This is a genomic window from Agathobacter ruminis (assembly GCF_002735305.1).
Taxonomy (GTDB): Bacteria; Bacillota; Clostridia; order Lachnospirales; family Lachnospiraceae; genus Roseburia; species Roseburia ruminis.
Map to the genome: position 1 here is coordinate 27640 of NZ_PDYG01000100.1, position 21819 is coordinate 49458.

The following is a 21819-nucleotide window of genomic DNA, read 5'->3' on the forward strand; positions in this document are numbered from 1 at the left end:
AAAAAAGAGGTGTGGAAACACCTCTTTTTGTTTTGCTTATTTTGATTATTGAAGAATTAATTCAAAAATTAATTTTGGCAATTAATCCTCATCGTCTGTATTGTCAGCAGTATATACCTGGCGCTTTCTTGCCATTGCATCGCTTTCAAGATATTCGTCATAGGAAGTAATCTTGTCAATCATGCTTCCATCCGGAAGGAATTCGATGATACGATTTGCAGTGGTCTGTACAACCTGGTGGTCACGGCAGGAGAAGAGAATGACGCCCGGGAATTTGATCATTCCGTTGTTTAATGCGGTGATACTTTCCATATCCAGGTGGTCAGTCGGCTCATCAAAGATGAGAACATTGCTGCCCATAATCATCATACGGGAAAGCAATACACGCACTTTTTCCCCTCCGGAGAGAACGCTCATTTTCTTGACACCGTCTTCGCCGGCAAAGAGCATTCTGCCGAGGAAGCCGCGGACATAAGTCGCATCTTTGATTTCAGAGTACTGGGTGAGCCAGTCTACAATCAAATCATTGGTTGCAAAAATTGCGGTATTGTCCTTTGGAAAATAAGACTGGCTGGTGGTAACACCCCATTTGTAAGAGCCCTCGTCCGGTTCCATTTCCCCGGTCAGAATCTTAAAGAGTGTGGTCTTTGCCAATTCATTTCCACCGACAAATGCGATCTTATCATCATGATTAACGGTAAAGGTGATATTATCAAGTACTTTTACACCATCGATGGTCTTGGAAATTCCTTCCACAAACAATACATCATTTCCGATTTCACGTTCTGGACGGAAATCGATATATGGATATTTACGGCTGGACGGCTTAATCTCATCAAGCTGAATCTTTTCCAATGCACGTTTACGAGAAGTTGCCTGCTTTGATTTGGAAGCATTTGCAGAGAAGCGAGAGATGAAATCCTGCAACTCTTTGATTTTTTCTTCCTTCTTTTTGTTGGCTTCCTTCATCTGACGAACAATCAGCTGGGATGATTCATACCAGAAATCATAGTTTCCGGCATAAAGTTGAATCTTGCCATAATCCATATCTGCGATGTTGGTGCAGACTTTATTTAAGAAATAACGGTCGTGGGAAACCACGATGACGGTATTCTCAAAGTTGATCAAAAATTCCTCAAGCCATGCAATTGCATCGAGATCAAGGTGGTTGGTCGGCTCGTCGAGAAGCAGGATGTCAGGGTTACCGAAAAGTGCCTGAGCAAGGAGTACCTTGACTTTGGAAGCACCCGGCATATCTGCCATCATGTTGTAATGCTCTTCGGTTGGGATGCCAAGTCCGTTTAAGAGAGTAGCAGCATCGCTTTCTGCGTTCCATCCGTCCATCTCTGCAAATTCAGCCTCAAGTTCGCTGGCACGGATTCCATCTTCCTCGGTGAAATCTTCTTTCATGTAGATGGCATCTTTTTCTTTCATGATGTCATACAATTTCTGATTTCCCATGATAACAGTATCAAGAACAGTGAACTGGTCATATTTAAAATGATCCTGCTGCAGGAAACTCAGACGCTGTCCCGGAGTGATGACGATATCACCGCTGGTAGGCTCCAGCTGGCCGGACAAAATTTTTAAAAAGGTAGATTTTCCGGCTCCGTTTGCTCCGATTAATCCATAGCAGTTTCCTTCGGTAAATTTAATGTTTACATCTTCAAACAGCGCTTTTTTGCCAAGGCGCAATGTGATGTTATTTGCACTAATCATTTGGTTACCCTTTCTATCGTTTCTGAATGTTTCTGAAATTTTAGCAATCGACCTCTATTTTACAATAAATTTTGCGATTTGCAAGTGGCAAGTTGACGAAAAGAGTGGTATAATCGTTACAGATTTTGTTATGGAGACCGGAAATGGAACTAAATGTATTGGAAAAGATGTGTTTACCGATAGCTTCTGCGATCATTTTACGGGATCAGTTTTGGAAGTATGTCGATGTAAACGAGCAATTTGTATCACTTTTGGGGTATACGCGTGAGGAATTTCTGAAAATGCCAGTAGATGATATCATCTACGATCGCAATAACCGTGAATTTCTGAATGGGGACATGGAGCAGGCGATGCAAGGCAAGATTATGGAGAGTGATATCCGTTGTCGGCACAGGAATGGCACAGAATGTTGGGTGCATGGATGTGTCCGTGTTTTTGAACAGCGGGATGATCAAACGCTGTTTATCGCAACTTATATCCCTATTACAAAACAAAAAGAAGCAGAGGCGGCAGCAATCCTTTTGCAACATAAGTATGATTTGATTAGTCAGACAACAGGTGAAATCCCTTTTGATCTCGATCTGTCCAACTGGACCGTGCTTGTGTCAAATGGGTTTAATAGTGTGCGCGATGAAGCACATCAATTCACCGGAGAAGACTATTATATTCCGTTTGAGGAGAGCCTGTCCATGGTTCATCCGATGGATCGCGATGAATACAGACGTTTGATGAAGGAAGCTGCATCAAAGGTCGTTACAGGCATGCTTGAAAGCCGCATCAATATTGCATTGCCCGGAGAAAAGGCCAATTTTCAATGGTTCCGCATGTATTATCGCAGCATTTGCAATGAAGACGGCAAGATGGTGCGTGTCATCGGCCGCAGCTATAATGTGGATGAGGATAAATTAAACAGAGAAGCGGCACGGAGAGACTATCTGACCAATTTCTTCACCAAAGGCGAAATTATCAAAGCAATCAATCACCAGATTGAAAGCAATCCGGAAATGTCATATGTGATGATGGTGATTGATATTGACAATTTCAAGAGCATCAATGATACCTTTGGCCATACATTCGGCGACAGTGTAATCAGCGACAATGCCAATACCATCCGCTCGGTCCTTCCTTCCAATGCATTGCTCGGAAGAGTCGGAGGCGATGAATTCGTGGCACTGCTTCTGGATTGTACCATCGAGCGTGCGGGTGCAAGAGCACAGGAACTTTGTGCTGCCATTGCCAAGGACTATACCGGAGCCGGTGTGGTCAGACATATTTCGGCCAGCATTGGATTGGCAGAATATGGCAGACATGGTGACAATTATGAAGAGATGTTCGAGATGGCTGACGGCGCGATGTATCGCGTGAAGCAAAAGGGCAAGAGCAATTATCAGGTGGCCAATAAGCGCGATCATAAGAAGCTGGAGATGCGCGTAAAAGAGACTGCCGATTCCCGAGTGAATCTGGACAAAGAAGGTCAGCAGTTTATGATTTTTGCGGTCAATCTGATGATTCATGCCAGAAATATCGACGGCTCTCTCAACATGCTCTTAAAGAGAATTACATCACAATTTAATTTTGATCATATTCTCTTGTTCGAAAATGTTATGAATCAGAATTATATGATATTGTCGAATTACCAGAGTGAGCAGCTGACATTCCATGAAAAATCGACTTTTAAAAAAGATTCACTGATTCAGGGCGGAGAACGCGTCAATGATTTGCAGATTATTGCCGGGGATGAGGCACAGAATTGCATTCTCTTCCAGGAACTGTACGAGGAGAATGATTTGGAGATGCCAAAGAATCTCTCTATCGGTGTGGCAAAATATGAACATATCGGCGACCGTGACGGCTTTGTGTTCTTTATGAGTGAAAATGAAAACTTTGAGTGGACGGAATCGCTTTGCAGTCTGTTGGTGGAACTGATGCGTATCATCTCGATTTTCGTATCACTCCGTTTTCGCGTGGATGAGAGCAAAGCTGAGATTCGTCATATCCAGCGCCGTGATCAGTTGACCGGTTTATATAATTTTGAACCGTTCAAGGTAAAAGCGGTGGCACATATTGAGAGCGCTACCGAAAATAATGTATTTGCGCTTGAATATCTTGATATTAACAATTTTGGATATATCAATGAAAACTATGGATATAAAGTCGGGGATACGGTATTAAAGGGACTGGCGGAAGATTTGAAGAATCAGCCGTATTTTGTTTCCGGATGCCGAATCTATTCCGATTTCTTCCTGATTTTGTATGTGGGTGAGACGGTGGAATCGCTGCTTGCGGATATTCGTGCACAGCATCGTCGTTTTACCAATATGCATAATTTCCAGTATCCTAGCAGCGGCATGGGAATCAGCAGCGGTATCTATGTGGTTGACCGCGAATCCCCGGATATGGAAGTGGCTTTTGAAAATGCGATTCTTGCATGGAAACAATCCAAAAAAGAGCGCAAAAATGAGATGCATATCTTCACTTCGGATCTGCGCAAAGCGCGCAATCGCGAACAGCAGATTCTCGGTGAATTCTATGAAGCACTTTACAGAGACGACTTCCAGCCTTATCTGCAGCCGAAATTTGAGCTTGGCACACGAAAAGTATACGGAGCGGAAATCCTGGCAAGATGGCGCAAGCCGACAGGTGAAATCATTCCTCCGGGAGAATTCATCGAGCCGCTCGAACGCATCGGCTATATTACGGAACTTGATTTTTATATGTTTGAGGAATTATTGCGCAATCTGACCAGATGGTCCAAACAGGGTAAGCCTGCATTGATTTATTCCACAAACTTCTCCGGCAGACATTTTGAAAACGGAGGAAAGGATTTTATGAACAGAATCCGGACACTCCTGGCCAAATATCCTGTGAATCCGAATTATATTGAACTTGAGATCACAGAAGGGGTTCTGATCAAAGAGAAGGCAGTTGTGTTTGAATGTATGCAAAGCCTGAGGGAGCTGGGCTTCCGCGTATCGATTGATGATTTCGGAAGCGGATATTCATCCCTTTCAACTCTGTTCGAAATACCGGCGGATGTGGTAAAAATGGATAAGAGCTTCATCGATGTCGAACTCAATGATCATCGCAAAGATCTTTTGTCGGAATTCTGTCGCCTAATCAATGTCGCAGGAAAAGAATCCGTTTTCGAAGGCATTGAAGAGGATGAGCAGGAGGCATTTTTGATGGATTGCGGATACAATCGCGGACAGGGATTTGTATTGAGCAAACCGGTTCCGATTATGGAATTTGAAAAATTGTATCTTTCAGAATCATAGATAATTTCTTTACAAGAAAAAGGTGAAATGATAGAATTGAAATTGTGTAAAGGAGCTATGGATTTATGAATATTGTATCCGATGAAAAGGATCTTTTATCGCAAATAGACGAATTCAGACAGAGAGCGGAACATTTACAGACCGCTTTGAATGCCAGAGAAGAGAAGGCAGAACAGCTTGAGCTGGTAGTGGCGGAACGCCAGGAAAAGGCGGATGAACTCGAGCAATTGATTGAGGAACGCGAGAAACAGGCGGATGTCATCAAGAGAACGATTCACAGCGAGATGATAACAGTCTCGGATCAGCTTACAACTGAATTATCTCAATTGCAGGGAAAACTGAATGATATTGTTCAGCAGGCGAGTGATCGCCATTTCAATCAATTCAAAGATATGACCCAGTCTTTGGATGATTTTTCAACCAGACTTGATGAATTGCAGGCTACTACGGAAACGATTCCGGATGCAATACACAAAGAAGGGGTCCAGGTGTATCGCAATACACAGGAGACCATCAAGTCACTTGAAGAGCGGGTTAAGGAAATTGATAAAGTTGACAGACATGTCGGACGGGCGAAAGCACCTGCAGTCGTTGCTGCGGTTTTTGCAATTCTGACATTCGGAGGAGTTGTTTTCTCGACTTTATTGACATTGGGTGTGATTCATTTTTAAAAAAGACGCGTCGGATAAATGAAAGGGCATTTATCTGGCGCGTATTTATCTTGAAGGGAACAAAAATATGACAAATAATTCTGTTTGGGTAATTGGACATCGACATCCTGATACAGATTCCATCTGCGCAGCAATCGCATATGCCTATCTGAAAAATCAGATTGATCCGACGCATACCTATGAGCCGAAGAGAGCCGGCAGTATCAATCCGGAGACGGCATATGTACTTGGCTATTTTCATGTGGATGAACCGGAACTGGTAACGGACGTGGGTACGCAGATTATGGATATCGCATTTCGCGAGACTGCCGGAATCAGTGGCAATATTTCTATGAAAAATGCATGGGAACTGATGCAGAAGATGGATGTTGTGACGCTGCCGGTTGTGAATAAGAAGAACAAGCTCGAGGGTCTGATTGTGGCCGGTGATATTGCAAAATCCTATATGGATGTCTATGATACCACCGTATTATCAAAGGCCAAGACGCAATACAAAAATATTTGTGAGACATTAAACGGTGAAGTGATTGCCGGCAATGCACACGGATATTTTGTCAAAGGTAAAACCGTTGTGGCAAGCGGCTCAATTAAGCGTATTACAGGAATTTTGAATCCGGAGGATCTTGTGATTGTCAGTGACCGGGAGGATGTGATTCCGGTTTGCATGCAGTCCAATGTCAGCTGCATTATCCTGACCAACAATCCAAATGTCAAAATGGAGATTATCGAAGAGGCAAACAAACGCGAGATTGTCATCATCCGTACACCGTTTGATACATTTACGGTGGCGCGACTGATCAATCAGAGTATGCCAATCAAACATTTTATGACAACCGATCATATTGTACATTTCCATATGGATGATTATCTGGATGAAGTACGTGAGGTAGTATCCAAGATTCGTCACAGGGATTTCCCGGTTCTGGACGAGAACGAAAATTATATCGGAATGTTTTCGCGCCGTAATTTGCTCGGCGCGCAAAAGAAAAAAATAATTCTGGTCGATCATAATGAGCGTTCGCAGGCTGTTCATAATATTGAAGAGACAGAGATCCTCGAAATCATCGATCATCACAGAATCGGAAGTCTTGAGACCATGGCACCGGTTTATTTCCGGAACCAGCCGCTTGGCTGCACGGCAACCATTATTTATCAAATGTATCAGGAAAAGGGCGTAGAAGTGACGCCGGTGATAGCTGGTTTGCTTTGCTCCGCCATTTTGTCCGATACATTGATGTTCCGCTCACCGACATGCACGATATTGGATAAGGAAATCGCATTGAAGCTTGCGGAAATTGCGGAAATCGATGTGGAAGAACATGCGACAAAAATGTTCGAGGCGGGAAGCAATTTTGCAAGCAAGACAAATGAAGAGATATTAAATCAGGATTATAAAACATTCTATTCCGGCAAGCTCGCCTTTGGTGTGGCACAGGTCAGCAGCATGAGCCGGACAGAGCTCGACAAAGTAAAAGAGCGTCTGTACCCTGAACTGGTGACAGAGATGGGAGAGAAACATCTTGATATGATTTTTATTATGCTGACAGATATCTTATCAGAATCAACAGAATTGGTTTGTGCAGGCGACGGCGCAGAACTGCTCGCAGAATCGGCCTTTTCCGAGCATGTTGTCGGGCATGGCCTGATGCTGAAAAATGTGGTATCGAGAAAGAAACAGGTGATTCCGGCTTTGATGAATGCTTTGGCGGAACAGTAATGATGATTTAGGAGGTTTTAAAATCATGAAATTTACAAAAATGCACGGATGCGGAAATGATTATGTTTATGTGAATCTATTTGAGGAACAAATCGAGGATGCACCGGCACTTTCCATTCGTGTGGCGGACAGACATTTCGGAATCGGAGGAGACGGACTGATTACCATCGGACCTTCCGACAAAGCAGATTTTCGCATGAGAATTTATAATGCTGACGGTTCGGAAGCGGAAATGTGCGGCAATGGAATTCGCTGTGTAGCCAAATATGTATACGATCATCATCTCACGAATCAGACCACAATCCGGATTGAAAGCGGTGCCGGAGTCAAAACGCTGGATTTGACTGTCGAAAACGGACTGGTCAGCCGTGTTTGTGTGGATATGGGCGAACCGATTCTCGAAGCAGAAAAGATTCCGGTTGTTGCAGAAAAGTCTCCGGTGATTGATGAACCGATTACAGCTGGGGAACGTGACTGGAAGATGACCTGTGTCTCAATGGGGAATCCGCATGCGGTTCTGTTTGTCGATGATGTAAAGACATTTGATCTGGATACCTATGGACCGTTGTTTGAGCATCATAAACGCTTCCCGAATCGAACCAATACGGAATTCGTAGCAGTACATTCCCGCAAGGAGGTTTCCATGCGTGTTTGGGAGCGCGGCTCCGCAGAGACATGGGCGTGCGGTACGGGTGCCTGCGCCAGTGTGGTTGCGTGCATCTTAAACGGATTGACAGAAGATGAAGTCCTGATTCATTTGCGCGGAGGCGATTTGACCATTCGCTGGGACAGACAAAGTAATCATGTCTTTATGACAGGCCCGGCAACAGAGGTCTTTGAGGGAGAATTCCCATTATAATAAATGTTAAATGGAGATTAGAATTATGAAACTTTCTAAGTTGTTACATGAGCTGGATTATGAATTGCTTTCCGGATCAGAGGATGTGGAGATTACAAGTCTCGTATATGATTCCAGAAAAGTAGAGAAAGGCTCGGTATTCGTTTGCATTTCCGGAAGTGTCAGAGATGCACATGATTTTATCGATGAGGTGATTGAAAAGGGTGCTGCTGCCATCGTGGTGGAAAAAGATGTACCATGCAAAGAAGGTGTGACCTATATCAAAACGGCCAACAACCGTCTTGCCCTTGCGTGCATGTCTGCAGCATATTTCGACTATCCTGCCAGACATATTAAAACCATCGGTATCACCGGTACAAAGGGAAAGACAACTACGACATATATGGTTAAATCAATTCTGGAATTGTCCGGAATCAAAACCGGTCTGATTGGGACCATTGAATCAATTATCGGAGACTGTCATATTCCATCCGAAAATACGACACCGGAATCTTATGTGGTTCAGGAAACATTCCGCAAGATGGTTGATGCGGGACTTGACGCAGTTGTCATGGAAGTATCTTCCCAGGCGATGATGCTACACAGAGTCTCCGGCTTTACATTTGATTACGGTGTATTTACCAATCTTGAAGAAGATCATATCGGAGAGAATGAGCATAAGGATTTTGCGGATTATATGCATTGCAAGAGTCTGTTGTTCCGCCAATGCAGGGTTGGTATCTTCAATGGCGACAGTGAATATTTCTCGGGAATTCTCGAAGGACATACCTGTGAGGTTGAGACTTTCGGATGTGCAGAAACACTTGATCTGCGTGCGGAAGAAATCGAATTGAAGAACCGGCATGGAGAACTGGGTGTGAAATATCATGTGCGGGGGCTGATGAACTTTGATGTGGAAGTCAATGTACCGGGAAAGTTTTCGGTATACAATTCGCTGACCGCGATTGCCATCTGTCGTCATTTTGGCGTGCCGACGGAGCAGATTCAAGAGGCATTGAAGCATGTTTCGGTAAAGGGGCGAATCGAGCTGGTTCCGGTATCAAAAAAATATACTGTTATGATCGATTATGCACATAATGCGATGTCTCTGGAAAGCCTTCTTACCACTTTGCGTGAATATGAGCCGAAGCGTCTGGTTTGTCTGTTTGGATGCGGTGGCAACCGTTCCCGCAGCCGCCGTTTTGAGATGGGAGAGGTTTCTTCCAAACTGGCTGATTTTACAATTGTTACTTCCGATAATCCAAGGGATGAGGATCCGAAGGCTATCATGGAAGATATTCTGGTCGGCATAAAAAAAGCAGATGGAGAATATGTGACCATTGAAGACCGAAAAGAAGCAATCGCCTACGCACTATTAAATGCAAAAGAGGGAGACATCATTGTCCTTGCAGGAAAAGGACATGAAGACTATCAGATTATCCGTGGCAAGAAATTGCACATGGATGAGCGTGAATTGATTCAGGAAATCATAAAAGAACATCCTGAGATTGTCTCAGAAGCATAAAAATCACAAATCAAAAACGGCTGTCATCCTGTAAGATGACAGCCGTTTTTTGTCTGCTTGATTTTATCTTTTATTTTAGAAGTGTATCCATCAGAAGCGCAAAAACTTCATCGCTGGAATTTTTCCAGTTGTTACAGATGGCTTCCGCCTGCTCTTTGGTATGAACATTAATCTGTAAGGCCAGCTGATCGCGACCGTCATCCTGAATATGCAGATCAACCTGATACGATTCCGGTCCGATGCGACGATAGTCGGAGAAGACAGAGTTTTCCAATTTGAATGACATCTGGTTTTGCTCAAAGAAAAGACGAATGTCATTTTTTAAATCATGATTTAGTTTATCCTTGGAAAAGGAGAGTGTCTCCTGACCTTTTTCGGAAATCGTATATTGCGTATTCTCATGCGTGACCTGCTCATTGATGAGCCCAAGCCGGATGAGTTCGGCCAGAATGGACTGCACTTTAAAATAATTTGCAAATCCTTCCTGCAAAAAGAAATCCGAAATCTGCAGATTGCTCAGTGCACATTCAGACCGGTCCAGCAAATATAAAATAATGGTTTTGTATATTGTGTTTGGTTTTGCCATTTAAATATGATCCTTTACTGCCTTGGCAACCACATCCGCAACGCGCGGATCGAATGCCTCAGGGATGATAAAATCTTCATTTAATTCGCTGTCGCTCACAAGACCTGCGAGGGCGGTTGCTGCGGCAAGCTTCATTTCGTCGGTAATCTGTGGAGCGCGACCTTCCAATGCACCGCGGAAGATGCCCGGGAATGCGATGACATTGTTGACCTGATTCGGGAAATCGCTGCGGCCGGTTCCGACAATACGCGCTCCGGCAGCTTTTGCAATATCAGGCATGATTTCCGGAACCGGATTTGCAAGTGCAAATAAAATGGAATCGGAGTTCATTGTCTTGACCATTTCGGCGGTGACGGTATTCGGTGCGGAAACACCGATGAAGATATCGGCACCGACAAGTGCGTCAGCAAGATTTCCGGTCTTGTGCTCAAGATTGGTAATCTCTGCCATTTCTTTTTGCATCCAGTTCAAACCTTCTGATTCTTTGCTGATAATTCCTTTTCGGTTACAAAGTGTCACATACTTAAATCCATATTTAAGAAGAAGCTTTGCAATTGCGACACCAGCCGCACCGGCACCGTTCATAACGACACGGCATTCTTCTTTTTTCTTGCCGGTGATGCGAAGCGCATTGATGATGCCTGCCAAAACGACAATTGCGGTTCCGTGCTGGTCGTCATGAAAAACCGGAATGTCGAGCATTTCTTTTAAACGGGTCTCGATTTCAAAACAACGTGGTGCTGAGATGTCTTCGAGGTTGATGCCACCGAATCCCGGAGCGATATTTTTGACTGCGGTGATGATTTCTTCGGTGTCCTGTGTATCCAGGCAAATCGGAACGGCATTGACATCGCCGAATTCCTTAAATAATACGCATTTGCCTTCCATAACCGGCATAGCAGCATACGGACCGATATTTCCGAGTCCGAGAACGGCACTTCCGTCGGAAACCACTGCAACGGTGTTGGATTTCCAGGTGTAGGTATATGCCTTTTCTTTATCCTCGGCGATGACCTTACATGGCTCTGCAACACCCGGTGTGTAGGCAATTGCCAGATCCTCTCTTGTGTTGACTTTGGATTTTGCAATTGTCTCTAATTTTCCATTCCATTGTTCGTGCATTTGAAGTGCTTTTTCGTTGGTATTCATAATTCCTCCTGTCTATACCGGAAAATCCTTGCCTAAAAAATTCCGAATGTTATCATAGCATTGATTTTTTTGAGAATCAATATCTTGCCAACCGGAAATTCTATGTTATAATGTACCAAAATAGTCTTTGTCCGTGTCGGACAGATATCCCAGTGAGTTTAGGAGAATCAAATGGCAAATATGAGAGAAAAGTATGAGAGCCTGTCGGTAAATGTGCTGAGGGATCTCGCAAAGGCGCGTGGCCTGAAAGGGATTTCGGCGCTAAAAAAGGGTGAGCTCGTCGAAGCAATGTTAAAAGAGGATGAGAAAGAAAAAACATATCCCGTTGACCCACCGAAAGAAGTTCAGGAAGACGTTGTCAGAGAGAGTGCAGCGCAGGAGGACAACAAGGCACCGCAAAAGCAGAATATGATTCCGGAAAACGGACAAACTGTTACAGGTTTGCTTGAACTGGTACCGGATCAGCCGTACGGATTCCTCAGAGGCAGCAATTATTTGCCGACGGATGATGATATTTATGTCGGACATCAGCAGATACGCCGATTCGGTCTGAAGACGGGCGATGTGGTCAGCGGAATCGCCAGACATAAGAGTGATAAAGAAAAATTTGCACCGCTTGTTTATATATCTTCCGTAAATGGCGGACCACCGACCGATATTATCAATCGACCGAAGTTTGAAGATTTGACACCTGTTTTCCCAAATGAGAGATTACGCCTCGAGCGCGCGGGCGGTTCAGTGGCAATGCGCGTGACCGATCTGGTTGCTCCGATTGGAAAAGGACAGCGTGGTATGATTGTTTCCCAGCCGAAGGCCGGAAAGACCACACTTTTGAAAGAAATTGCAAAATCAATTAAGGCAAACAATCCGGAGGTTCATCTGATTATTCTTTTGATTGATGAAAGACCGGAAGAAGTCACCGATATTAAGGACAATATTAAGGGTGACAATACAGAAGTTATTTATTCCACATTTGATGAGGCACCGGAGCGCCATAAGCGCGTTGCCGAGATGACGATTGAGCGAGCAAAGAGACTGGTTGAACAGAAAAAAGATGTTGTGATTTTGCTCGATAGTATTACCCGTTTGGCAAGAGCATACAATTTAACAGTGACGCCGAGTGGTCGAACCCTTTCCGGTGGTCTCGATCCTGCGGCTTTGCACCCGCCAAAGCGTTTCTTTGGTGCTGCGCGCAATATGCGTGAGGGCGGAAGTCTGACCATCCTTGCTACGGCTCTGGTTGATACGGGAAGCAAGATGGATGATGTCGTATTTGAAGAATTTAAAGGAACCGGAAATATGGAGCTTGTGTTGGATCGCAAGCTGTCTGAGAAGAGAATTTTCCCTGCAATTGATATTGTTAAGAGTGGTACGCGCCGCGATGATCTGCTTTTGAGCAATGAAGAGTCTCTGGCTTTGGATAAGATGCATCGCAGCTTTAATGGAATTCATCAGGAAGAAGCAATCGAAAATACATTGAATATTTTTGCCCGTACCAAAACCAATCGTGAGACCATCAATTTGTTGATGAAAAATACATTTATTAAGTAAATAGGTATTGCATTCTTGCGGCAGCTATGTTATTATAAACAAGCTGTTTATCGGGATGTAAACGGACGATCGTGTCATTCTTTGCAGTAAGTATCATATGCGGATCGGGCATACGGGTATAAAAGAATGTAACATTAGTAATAAACGATAAGACAAAAAAGAGGTGAAAATCATGAGAGAAGGAATCCATCCAGATTATTATCAGGCAACTGTAACCTGCAACTGCGGAAATACTTTCGTAACCGGTTCTACCAAGCCTGAAATCCATGTGGAAATTTGTTCAAAGTGCCATCCATTCTACACCGGACAGCAGAAGGCTGCTCAGGCACGTGGACGTATCGAACAGTTCAACAAGAAGTATGGTATGAACTAAACAAGGAAAAACAAAGGTTGAGGATTTTTCCTCAACCTTTTTTCTTTTTTCAGTTTCATTTGAACTGATGACATTCAATCTGTTTTTTGAGGTTTATGATATGGCTTATTCAGGCGTCGGCGGACAGGCGGTTATGGAAGGTGTCATGATGAAAAATAAGGACATCTATGCCATTGCAGTCAGAAAGCCGGATCAGACAATCGATGTGACCACTGAACATTACGGTACATCAAAACAATATAAAATATTTCGCAAAGTTCCGATTGTACGAGGTGTAATCAGCTTCGTGGATTCGTTATATCTGGGAATGCATTCCCTGATGCATTCGGCTTCTTTTTGGGAAGAAGAGGATGAAAGCGAAAAGAAAAAGGACATCGACCCGAAGAAAGAAAAGGCACAGGAAAAAGCTGTGATGACGGGAACCGTTATTTTCTCCATCGTTGCAGCATTTGCTATCTTTTTCGCATTGCCATATTACCTGTCGGTTTTTGTGGGCAGATGGGTATTCAATCCATGGCTGATTGCGTCCATTGAAGGCGTGCTTCGCATGGTGATTTTTATCGGATATGTGGCATTGATTTCGTTGACAAAAGACATTCGCAGAGTGTATATGTATCATGGAGCGGAACATAAATGCATCAATTGCATTGAATCCGGTCTGCCACTGGATGTGGACAATGTCAGAAAAAGCACACGCTTTCATAAGCGGTGCGGAACCAGCTTTTTGCTTGTGGTAATGATTATCAGCATTGTGGTATTTATGTTTATTCGCGTGGATTCAAGGGTGCTCAGACTGGTATTCCGTCTGCTGCTGATTCCGGTGATCGCAGGAATCTCCTATGAATTCATTCGCCTGGCGGGCCGTTATGATAATCTGCTGATTCGCATTCTGTCACAACCGGGTTTGTGGCTGCAGCGGATTACAACAAAAGAGCCGGATGATGAGATGATTGAGGTTGGAATCGCTTCCGTTGAGGCGGTTTTCGACTGGAAAAAATGGCAGGAAGAACAAGGGGAATAAGGATATGACTTATCGAGACGCGCTTCAATCGGGAGAATTGGTTTTGTCCAATGCGGGAATCGAGGATGCAAAAAATGATGCATGGCTGTTGCTGGCCATGGTTTGTCATATTGATCATACATTTTATTATGTGCATGTGGACGAAGAATTGCGTGAGGAGCAGGCGAGAGAATACAAATCTGTGATTAAAAAGCGCGCAGAGCGTGTACCGTTGCAGTATATTACCGGCGAGCAGGAATTTATGGGACTGACCTTTCATGTCAATTCAAATGTGCTGGTTCCGAGACAGGATACGGAGACCTTGGTGGAAGAAGCTTTGAAAATTGTCCGTCCGGGAATGCATATTCTGGATATGTGTACAGGCAGCGGATGTATTTTGATTTCTGTATTAAAGCATGCCAGGGATGTGATGGGACTTGGAAGCGATGTCTCAAAGCAGGCGCTGGCCGTCGCCAAAGAAAATGCGCGTCTGAATGATGTGCAGGCAATGTTTGAATGGGGAAATCTGTTTGAACAAATTGAGGAACGATTTGATGTGATTATGTCCAATCCACCATATATTCCTTCGGCGGTGATTCCGACTTTACAGACGGAAGTGGCCCAGTTTGAGCCGGTCAATGCGCTGGATGGCGGAAGCGACGGATTGGATTTTTATCGTAAGATTGTAGCGGAAGCGTCGGATTATTTGAATGAAAACGGCTATCTGCTGTTTGAAATCGGACATGATCAGGGAAAGGAGGTATCCGATATGATGATTCATGCAGGATATCGAGAAGTAAGAGTAGTAAAAGATCTGGCCGGCAATGACCGTGTGGTTTGCGGACATCTCTAGCGAAGAGTTGTTGCCGTAAAACCATTTGAGATAAAGGAGATTACCATGTTTGATAAATTAGAAGATTTAATCCATCATTATGAGGAATTGATGAATATTTTGAGCGAACCGGATGTGGCAAGCGATACCAAGCGTTTTCAGAAACTGATGAAGGAGCAGGCTGACCTTGCCCCAATCGTGGAAGCGTACAAAGAATATAAACAGTGCAAGCAGAATATCGATGATTCATTGCAGATGCTCGAAGATGAGTCGGATGAAGAAATGCGTGAGCTTGCGAAAGAAGAACTGAATGATTCCAAGAAGCGTCTCGAGGAACTCGAGCAGGAATTAAAAATCCTTCTGTTGCCGAAGGATCCGAATGATGACAAGAATGTCATCGTTGAAATTCGTGCCGGTGCCGGCGGTGAGGAAGCAGCACTTTTTGCAGCAGAAATTTATCGTATGTATGTACATTATGCAGAGAGCCGCAATTGGAAAGTTGAGACACTCGAAGTGGACGAAACCGGAATCGGCGGCATGAAATCCGTTGACTTTATGGTTACCGGTCAGGGTGCATATTCCGTATTGAAATATGAGTCCGGCGTTCATCGTGTACAGCGTGTGCCGGAGACTGAATCACAGGGCCGTATTCAGACTTCTACCTGTTCCGTCGCAGTGATGCCGGAGGCAGAGGATGTCGAGATTGAAATTAACGAAAAAGACATTCGTATTGATGTTATGCGTGCATCCGGAAATGGTGGACAGTGTGTCAACACCACGGACTCTGCAGTTCGTCTGACACATTATCCGACCGGAATTGTAATCTACAGCCAGACCGAAAAGTCACAGCTGCAGAACAAGGACAAAGCATTTGCACTCCTTCGTGCAAAATTATACGATTTGGAATTGCAGAAAAAGCAGGATGCGGAATCTGAGATGAGACGAAGCCAGATTGGAACGGGAGACCGTGCGGAGAAGATTCGTACTTACAATTTCCCGCAGGGACGTGTGACCGATCATCGTATCAACCTGACTCTCTACAAACTCGATAAGATTATGAATGGTGACATTCAGGAAATCATTGATGCATGTATTGCGGCAGATCAGGCAAAGAAACTCGCAAACATGAACGAGGACGCATAACAGAACTGTCAAAATTGAATAAAAAATTCTGATTTGTCGGTTGCGTGAGAATCAAAATTTGTTTATAATATTCATGCAAATTTTAAACATATAGACTGAATTGATGAAAGGCAGGTGAGCAGAATGGATAGTTGTGATAGTCATAGTCGAGGTACCAACGAGGTAGCGGATGGTCACATATATTCATTTGTTTACCTGCCTTTTTTGGCATAAGACAAGTGACGATATGCTTCCATCTACTGCCTCATTCAAAAATGAATTATGAGGTGAGAAAATGGAAGAAGAATTATTAGAGGATCTTGTTCTTTCTCAAAAACCGGACTATGCAACCGAAATCATCGGTATCCTCCGCGGAAATGAGGCACCGAGAGTGATTGCGGATAAATTGTCCGATTATCATGAGGCGGATATCGCAGATATTCTGCCTATTATTTCCGAGCAAGAACGAAAAAAATTATATCGAATCGTAGATGTGAGCTTTTTGTCTGATATTCTTGAGAGCGTGGAAGAAGAAGAAGCTTCCAAATATCTCGACGAAATGGACCTTCGCAAAGCGGCAGCAATTCTGTCCAAGATGGAGCCGGATGCAGCTGTGGATGTCCTTCGTGAAATCAGAAAAGAGCGCAGGCTGATTTTAATTGATTTGCTCAATGACGAGGCAAAGAAAGACATTGCTTTGATTGCATCTTTCGACGAGGATGAGATCGGTAGCAAGATGACCACGAATTATGTGGTCATCCGTGAGAATCTTTCCATCAAGGAAGCAATGCATTCCCTTGTGGATCAGGCAGCAGAGAATGATAATATCTCCACTCTGTTTGTGGTAGATGAAGACGGCATCTTTTATGGTGCAGTCGACTTAAAGGATTTGATTATCGCGCGTCAGGGCACCAAAATGGATGAGTTGATTATGACTTCTTATCCGTATGTATACGGCCATGAGACCGTAGACGACTGTTTGGAACGCCTGCGTGATTACAATGAGGATTCCATCCCGGTTCTGGACAATGACAATACGCTTTTGGGTGTAATTACCTCGCAAAGCATGATCCAGGTTGTCGATGATGCGATGGGTGACGATTATGCAAAGCTCGCTGGTTTGACCGCGGAGGAAGATTTGCAGGAGCCGCTCGGACAGAGTATGAAGAAGCGACTGCCATGGCTGCTGATTCTGCTTGCACTTGGCCTGGGCGTATCAACCGTAGTCGGCGTCTTTGAAAAGGTGGTTGCGGAGCTGACCATTATCATGGCATTCCAGTCACTGATTCTCGACATGTCCGGTAATGTCGGCACACAGTCGCTTGCGGTTACCATTCGTGTTTTGATGGATGAAAATCTGACAGCAAAGCAGAAATTCGGTCTGGTGACCAAAGAAATGCGTGTCGGTTTCTTCAACGGATTGTTGCTGGGTATTATATCATTTATATTTGTCGGTCTGTACATCGGACTGGTGAAGAGACGCGGTATTGCATTTGGCTATGCCGTATCCGGATGCATCGGGGTGTCCATGATTGTGGCAATGGTAATTTCGGCTGCGGTCGGAACGTTGATTCCATTGCTGTTTAACAGATTGAAAGTGGATCCGGCAGTCGCGTCCGGACCGCTGATTACCACAATCAACGACCTTGTTGCGGTGGTGACATATTACAGTTTGAGCGGACTTTTCCTGATTGGAATATTCCATTTGGCATAAGGATAGGAGTTGAGAATGAGTACCTTTAATGTGGAATTAAAAAAAGTGGTAGACGACAGTTATGAAATTGAAATCGGATATGATCTGAAAAACAAACTGGTATCCGATTTGGAAAAAGGATTGATCGGTAATATCAAAAAGATTGCGGTCATCACAGATTCGAATGTGCGCGATCTCTATGCAAAAGAAATCTGCGAAGCAATCGTAGATGCCGGATATTCTCTCGATCTGTTTGTATTTGCAGCAGGAGAGAAGTCCAAGACCCGCGAGACAAAGGCAAAGATTGAGGATGCGATGCTCGAAAAGGGTTATCGCAGAGACTGTGCCATCCTTGCAATCGGCGGAGGTGTTGTATCCGATCTGGCAGGATTTCTGGCAGGGACTTTTGCAAGAGGTGTTCCGTTTATCAATTATTCCACCACATTATTGTCGGCTGCGGATGCATCGGTCGGAGGTAAGACAGCGGTTGATACGCCGCTTGCAACCAATCTGATTGGTCTGTTCAATCAGCCACGCAAGGTATATATCGATATCGAAACATGGAAGTCGCTTCCACAGCGCGAATTGCACAGTGGAATGGCAGAAACCATCAAGCATGCATGCATTCGCAGCAATGAGATGTTCCTCTTTCTGGAACAAAACATGGAAGATATTTATGCATTAAAAAAATTCCCATGTGAATATATCACTGAGAACAATTGTCAAATCAAATATCAGGTTGTAATGAAAGATGAACTTGAGAGTGGTTTGCGTGAAATCTTAAATCTCGGACATACGGTAGGACGGGCAATTGAAACCGTCAGCGATTACCGTCTGCTCCACGGAGAAGCTGTTTCCATCGGACTTGCAGCGGAAGTTCTTCTGGCAGCCAGACTTGGATATATGTCGGAAGAGGAAGCAGATCGCGTCATCGCACTGTGCCAAAAAGCGGGTTTGCCGACGCGAATCCCGGAATATATCGACCGAGAAGCTCTGGTGCGCAAACTATATACCGACAAAAAAGTACGTGACGGCAAATTGCGTTTTGTATTGCAAAAAGGAATCGGTGATGTCGTGGAATTCGGACCAAATGTGTATTCCACCCCGATTGAGGAGAGCGTTGCACGCGAAATCATTATGGAATTATAATCGGTGACTGTTGCATTTCATTGATGCGCGGGGCAAAGTCCTGACAAGCCATCTGTTCATATAATGCAGCAGCATACAGATCCAATTCAAAAACAGAATATGCAGATTCATGAAGCAAGCTTTGTGCCGATGCCGGTTTGGTAATCAGCGGGACAGAGCTTGTTTTTTTGATTTGAGAAAGCAGTTCCTGTGCGCTCATTCGAAAGCCGAGTACGCGATAATAAGGCGCATAGTGCATATCCTCATTTTTGATATTGAGCATGATATGCAAAAGCACACGACAAATGCGGGTATAGGTATAATTTTTGCTTTTGAGCAAATGCGCAAAAGATACAAAATCCGTATATTGCGGCAGTAATTTGCAGATGCGGTTGCTCAAGTCTTTGTCACAGTCGAGATATTGGTCGTAACCGGCCTTCTGTGCGGCAAGCAAAGCCTGGAATACCAATGCATTCATATCGGTTTCGCTGACATATTTGCGCTCGGTCGGCTCCGGACTTTCTGTTGCAAGCAGTTGCGTACGGATGGCACTGGCAGACAGATATTCTCCTTCCGTGGAATTGTCATGATAGCTGTGCCCGATACGCGCAATCGGAAGCACCGTGCAATGATGGCGCAGTGCGGCGATGGTATATTCGATTCCCAGAATGGTATTGGGCTCGGATAATGCTTCCAAAATGGCAAAATCGTTTGCAATTTTGTGAGAAAGGCAATAATCGGACAAAGCCGCAGCCCTTGCTGCCGGATAAGTCAGTCCGGATGCAACCGCAGAACGAATGGATTCCTCAATCTGCTCGTTTTTTTGCATGAGAATATCCGCAATCGTCTCAAACGGAAAGTCCGGATGCTCCGTACCAAAACAAATGCAATCGACAACACCGGTATCGACGAGCATGCGAACTGCATACTGCGCGAAATATTCTGCCGACGCAGTGGCATACAGACACGGCAATTCGATGACCACATCGGCCATGGAGAGCGCCATGCGTGTGCGCGTATACTTGTCCATGCATGCAGGCGTTCCCCGCTGCACGAAATCTCCGCTCATTGTGACGATGGCATAATCTGCCCCGGTGCGCTCCTTCGCGCAGCTGATCAAATATGCATGTCCCTGATGAAACGGATTAAATTCTGCAACAATGCCGATTGCTTTCATAAAAATTCCTTTCCCATTCTCTCTCTATGCTTCGATTATACACTTTTTATCTTCTTCCCACAATGACAGTTCGCCCCTCTTACCGCCCCACTATCATCTGCCGGTCAGGACACACGGCATTCGAAAGCAAGATTCTCCGCAAAGCCGCGCACCGCTTCTTTGATTGAGGTTGTTCTTTCAACTATTTGCACTTCTCCGGCACTGTCTTTTCCACGCAAACACCCGATATTCCTGATCACTTTCCTGGGCCATATAGACCGGTGGAGGAACATCATTGGGAACGCGCTTAGTAAAACAGAAGCCGCTTTTGCGAAGCGCTCGATACGAGCCGCCACGGACGGCGGCGAGAGCCGATGGCGTCCCGGATGGACGCTCTGAGGCGGTATCGAGCGCTCAAAAACGGCTTCGTTGTTTTACTTAGCAAATGGACAGTGTTCCGTACCGGTCTATATAGGACAGGCGCGCCTATCATGTCCTGACCGGCAGATGGTGGCGGGGTGGCAGGAGGGGCGATTGTTTGCGAAATGGAGAAAAAAGTGTATAATACGAAGCGATATACAATAGAATGTGATGGAGATTTTATGAAGAAAAAAGCGGTATTTTTTGATATTGATGGGACACTCTGGGATGAGAAGATGCATATTGAGGAGAGTACCAAAGAGGCAATTCGTAAATTGAAGGAGAATGGCCATCTGGCCTTTTTGTGCAGTGGACGCAGCCGCTCCTCGATTCAGGCGCAGCATCTTTTGGAGCTTGGCTTTGACGGAATTATTGCGGCATGTGGCAATTATGTGGAAATGAACGGAGAAGTCATTTATGACAATGTGATGACGACCGAAACCGCAAACTGGGTGGCAAAGACACTTGCGGACTGCAGGCTGCCATCGGTGCTGGAGGGTCCGTATGACTGCTGGATCGATACGGAAGGATTTGAAGAGGATCCGTATGTTGATTATCTGTTTGCGCTTTTGGGCGAGAATGCACATCCGATCCGGAATTCGCAGAAGGACTTTTTGATTGAAAAATGTTCGTTTGACAATTTCCCGTATTCCGAATATGCAAAGGCAAAAGAGATACTCGGAGAGAAGTTTGATTTTATCGAGCATTCGAGTGAGCGTGATTTTCATGTCGTGGAGATGATTCCGAAGGGGACATCAAAGGCGACCGGAATCGAATGGGTGCGCAAATATCTTGGTTTAAACCATGATGATATCTATGCGGTTGGAGACAGCGTCAACGATCTGGATATGCTCAAATATGTTTCTCACAGCATCGCAATGGGCAACGGCGTCGAAGCAATCAAAGAAATCTGCGAATATGTCACCAAACGCATCAACGAAGGCGGCATTTATCATGCGATGGAATATTACGGATTAATATAAAAAAAGTATAAAACCTTACAATGTGACTTGACAAATGAAGGGTGGAAAACTAATATAGGATTATCGGTTAGCACTCGAAAG

The 21819-nt window shown here is 44.5% G+C and carries 17 protein-coding genes; 13 read left to right on the plus strand and 4 right to left on the minus strand.

Features of this window, described 5'->3' with window-relative positions; all coding sequences use genetic code 11:
• Window positions 1-81: 81 nt before the first annotated feature.
• Entirely contained in the window at window positions 82-1719 is a 1638-nt protein-coding gene (locus CSX02_RS10475) for an ABC-F family ATP-binding cassette domain-containing protein (protein WP_031543501.1), read from the minus strand.
• A 143-nt stretch (window positions 1720-1862) separates the two neighbouring features.
• On the opposite strand from CSX02_RS10475, the gene CSX02_RS10480 reads away from it, so the two are divergent.
• From CSX02_RS10480 to CSX02_RS10500, 5 genes are all read left to right on the plus strand, one after another.
• Window positions 1863-4994 carry an EAL domain-containing protein gene (locus tag CSX02_RS10480; RefSeq protein WP_099386642.1) on the plus strand — a complete coding sequence of 1044 codons (3132 nt, stop codon included), beginning with the start codon at window positions 1863-1865 and terminating at the stop codon, window positions 4992-4994.
• A 65-nt stretch (window positions 4995-5059) separates the two neighbouring features.
• Window positions 5060-5665 carry a hypothetical protein gene (locus tag CSX02_RS10485; RefSeq protein ID WP_031543500.1) on the plus strand — a complete coding sequence of 202 codons (606 nt, stop codon included), beginning with the start codon at window positions 5060-5062 and terminating at the stop codon, window positions 5663-5665.
• Window positions 5666-5732: 67 nt separating this feature from the next.
• Window positions 5733-7382, plus strand: coding sequence for a putative manganese-dependent inorganic diphosphatase (locus CSX02_RS10490; protein WP_099386643.1), 1650 nt, complete (start codon window positions 5733-5735; stop codon window positions 7380-7382).
• 25 nt (window positions 7383-7407) lie between these two features.
• Window positions 7408-8241: a diaminopimelate epimerase gene (gene dapF / locus CSX02_RS10495; protein ID WP_099386644.1), complete on the plus strand. Its 834-nt coding sequence runs from the start codon at window positions 7408-7410 to the stop codon at window positions 8239-8241.
• Window positions 8242-8266: 25 nt separating this feature from the next.
• Window positions 8267-9745: a UDP-N-acetylmuramoyl-L-alanyl-D-glutamate--2,6-diaminopimelate ligase gene (locus tag CSX02_RS10500; RefSeq protein WP_099386645.1), complete on the plus strand. Its 1479-nt coding sequence runs from the start codon at window positions 8267-8269 to the stop codon at window positions 9743-9745.
• A 70-nt stretch (window positions 9746-9815) separates the two neighbouring features.
• Here CSX02_RS10500 and CSX02_RS10505 read toward each other — a convergent pair whose 3' ends face one another.
• Together CSX02_RS10505 and CSX02_RS10510 are read right to left on the minus strand one after the other, a co-directional pair.
• Window positions 9816-10331 (minus strand): DUF4364 family protein, encoded by a 516-nt coding sequence (locus CSX02_RS10505; protein WP_099386646.1) that lies wholly within the window; start codon window positions 10329-10331, stop codon window positions 9816-9818.
• Window positions 10332-11480 carry an NAD(P)-dependent malic enzyme gene (locus CSX02_RS10510; protein ID WP_031543494.1) on the minus strand — a complete coding sequence of 383 codons (1149 nt, stop codon included), beginning with the start codon at window positions 11478-11480 and terminating at the stop codon, window positions 10332-10334. It abuts the gene before it with no gap.
• A gap of 180 nt (window positions 11481-11660) precedes the next feature.
• On the opposite strand from CSX02_RS10510, the gene rho reads away from it, so the two are divergent.
• The 7 genes from rho to aroB all read left to right on the plus strand — a co-directional run bounded on the left by rho (window position 11661) and on the right by aroB (window position 19200).
• Window positions 11661-13031: a transcription termination factor Rho gene (gene rho / locus CSX02_RS10515; RefSeq protein ID WP_099386680.1), complete on the plus strand. Its 1371-nt coding sequence runs from the start codon at window positions 11661-11663 to the stop codon at window positions 13029-13031.
• A gap of 172 nt (window positions 13032-13203) precedes the next feature.
• The gene (gene rpmE, locus CSX02_RS10520; RefSeq protein ID WP_031543491.1) at window positions 13204-13404 is read left to right on the plus strand and encodes a 50S ribosomal protein L31; all 201 of its coding nucleotides are present in this window, start codon (window positions 13204-13206) and stop codon (window positions 13402-13404) included.
• Window positions 13405-13504: 100 nt separating this feature from the next.
• Window positions 13505-14425 carry a DUF1385 domain-containing protein gene (locus CSX02_RS10525; protein WP_099386647.1) on the plus strand — a complete coding sequence of 307 codons (921 nt, stop codon included), beginning with the start codon at window positions 13505-13507 and terminating at the stop codon, window positions 14423-14425.
• A 4-nt stretch (window positions 14426-14429) separates the two neighbouring features.
• On the plus strand, window positions 14430-15257 hold the full coding sequence (prmC, locus tag CSX02_RS10530) for a peptide chain release factor N(5)-glutamine methyltransferase (RefSeq protein ID WP_099386648.1): 828 nt from the start codon (window positions 14430-14432) through the stop codon (window positions 15255-15257).
• A gap of 45 nt (window positions 15258-15302) precedes the next feature.
• Complete coding sequence (gene prfA / locus CSX02_RS10535) at window positions 15303-16379, plus strand: peptide chain release factor 1 (protein ID WP_031543488.1); 1077 nt, start codon at window positions 15303-15305, stop codon at window positions 16377-16379.
• Between the two features lie 274 nt (window positions 16380-16653).
• A complete protein-coding gene (mgtE, locus tag CSX02_RS10540) occupies window positions 16654-18072 on the plus strand; it encodes a magnesium transporter (protein ID WP_034219187.1) in 1419 nt (472 codons plus the stop codon).
• A gap of 15 nt (window positions 18073-18087) precedes the next feature.
• Window positions 18088-19200 carry a 3-dehydroquinate synthase gene (gene aroB, locus CSX02_RS10545; protein ID WP_031543486.1) on the plus strand — a complete coding sequence of 371 codons (1113 nt, stop codon included), beginning with the start codon at window positions 18088-18090 and terminating at the stop codon, window positions 19198-19200.
• Here the strand turns inward: aroB and CSX02_RS10550 are convergent.
• Entirely contained in the window at window positions 19187-20356 is a 1170-nt protein-coding gene (locus CSX02_RS10550; protein ID WP_031543485.1) for a tRNA(Met) cytidine acetate ligase, read from the minus strand. The two genes, aroB and CSX02_RS10550, sit on opposite strands and share 14 nt — an antisense overlap.
• Before the next feature lie 581 nt (window positions 20357-20937).
• Between CSX02_RS10550 and CSX02_RS10555 the strand changes: the two genes are divergently transcribed.
• Window positions 20938-21738 carry a Cof-type HAD-IIB family hydrolase gene (locus tag CSX02_RS10555; RefSeq protein ID WP_031543483.1) on the plus strand — a complete coding sequence of 267 codons (801 nt, stop codon included), beginning with the start codon at window positions 20938-20940 and terminating at the stop codon, window positions 21736-21738.
• The last annotated feature ends 81 nt before the right edge of the window (window positions 21739-21819 follow it).

What these genes read in the sequence shown, in the direction of transcription:
- CSX02_RS10500 (WP_099386645.1), top strand. Translation starts at nt 8,267, where the DNA reads ATGAAACTTTCTAAGTTGTTACATGAGCTGGATTATGAATTGCTTTCC.
- rpmE (WP_031543491.1), top strand. Translation starts at nt 13,204, where the DNA reads ATGAGAGAAGGAATCCATCCAGATTATTATCAGGCAACTGTAACCTGC.
- CSX02_RS10485 (WP_031543500.1), top strand. Translation starts at nt 5,060, where the DNA reads ATGAATATTGTATCCGATGAAAAGGATCTTTTATCGCAAATAGACGAA.
- mgtE (WP_034219187.1), top strand. Translation starts at nt 16,654, where the DNA reads ATGGAAGAAGAATTATTAGAGGATCTTGTTCTTTCTCAAAAACCGGAC.
- CSX02_RS10550 (WP_031543485.1), bottom strand. Translation starts at nt 20,356, where the DNA reads ATGAAAGCAATCGGCATTGTTGCAGAATTTAATCCGTTTCATCAGGGA.
- prfA (WP_031543488.1), top strand. Translation starts at nt 15,303, where the DNA reads ATGTTTGATAAATTAGAAGATTTAATCCATCATTATGAGGAATTGATG.
- prmC (WP_099386648.1), top strand. Translation starts at nt 14,430, where the DNA reads ATGACTTATCGAGACGCGCTTCAATCGGGAGAATTGGTTTTGTCCAAT.
- CSX02_RS10490 (WP_099386643.1), top strand. Translation starts at nt 5,733, where the DNA reads ATGACAAATAATTCTGTTTGGGTAATTGGACATCGACATCCTGATACA.
- dapF (WP_099386644.1), top strand. Translation starts at nt 7,408, where the DNA reads ATGAAATTTACAAAAATGCACGGATGCGGAAATGATTATGTTTATGTG.
- CSX02_RS10505 (WP_099386646.1), bottom strand. Translation starts at nt 10,331, where the DNA reads ATGGCAAAACCAAACACAATATACAAAACCATTATTTTATATTTGCTG.
- aroB (WP_031543486.1), top strand. Translation starts at nt 18,088, where the DNA reads ATGAGTACCTTTAATGTGGAATTAAAAAAAGTGGTAGACGACAGTTAT.
- CSX02_RS10510 (WP_031543494.1), bottom strand. Translation starts at nt 11,480, where the DNA reads ATGAATACCAACGAAAAAGCACTTCAAATGCACGAACAATGGAATGGA.
- CSX02_RS10480 (WP_099386642.1), top strand. Translation starts at nt 1,863, where the DNA reads ATGGAACTAAATGTATTGGAAAAGATGTGTTTACCGATAGCTTCTGCG.
- CSX02_RS10525 (WP_099386647.1), top strand. Translation starts at nt 13,505, where the DNA reads ATGGCTTATTCAGGCGTCGGCGGACAGGCGGTTATGGAAGGTGTCATG.
- rho (WP_099386680.1), top strand. Translation starts at nt 11,661, where the DNA reads ATGAGAGAAAAGTATGAGAGCCTGTCGGTAAATGTGCTGAGGGATCTC.
- CSX02_RS10555 (WP_031543483.1), top strand. Translation starts at nt 20,938, where the DNA reads ATGAAGAAAAAAGCGGTATTTTTTGATATTGATGGGACACTCTGGGAT.
- CSX02_RS10475 (WP_031543501.1), bottom strand. Translation starts at nt 1,719, where the DNA reads ATGATTAGTGCAAATAACATCACATTGCGCCTTGGCAAAAAAGCGCTG.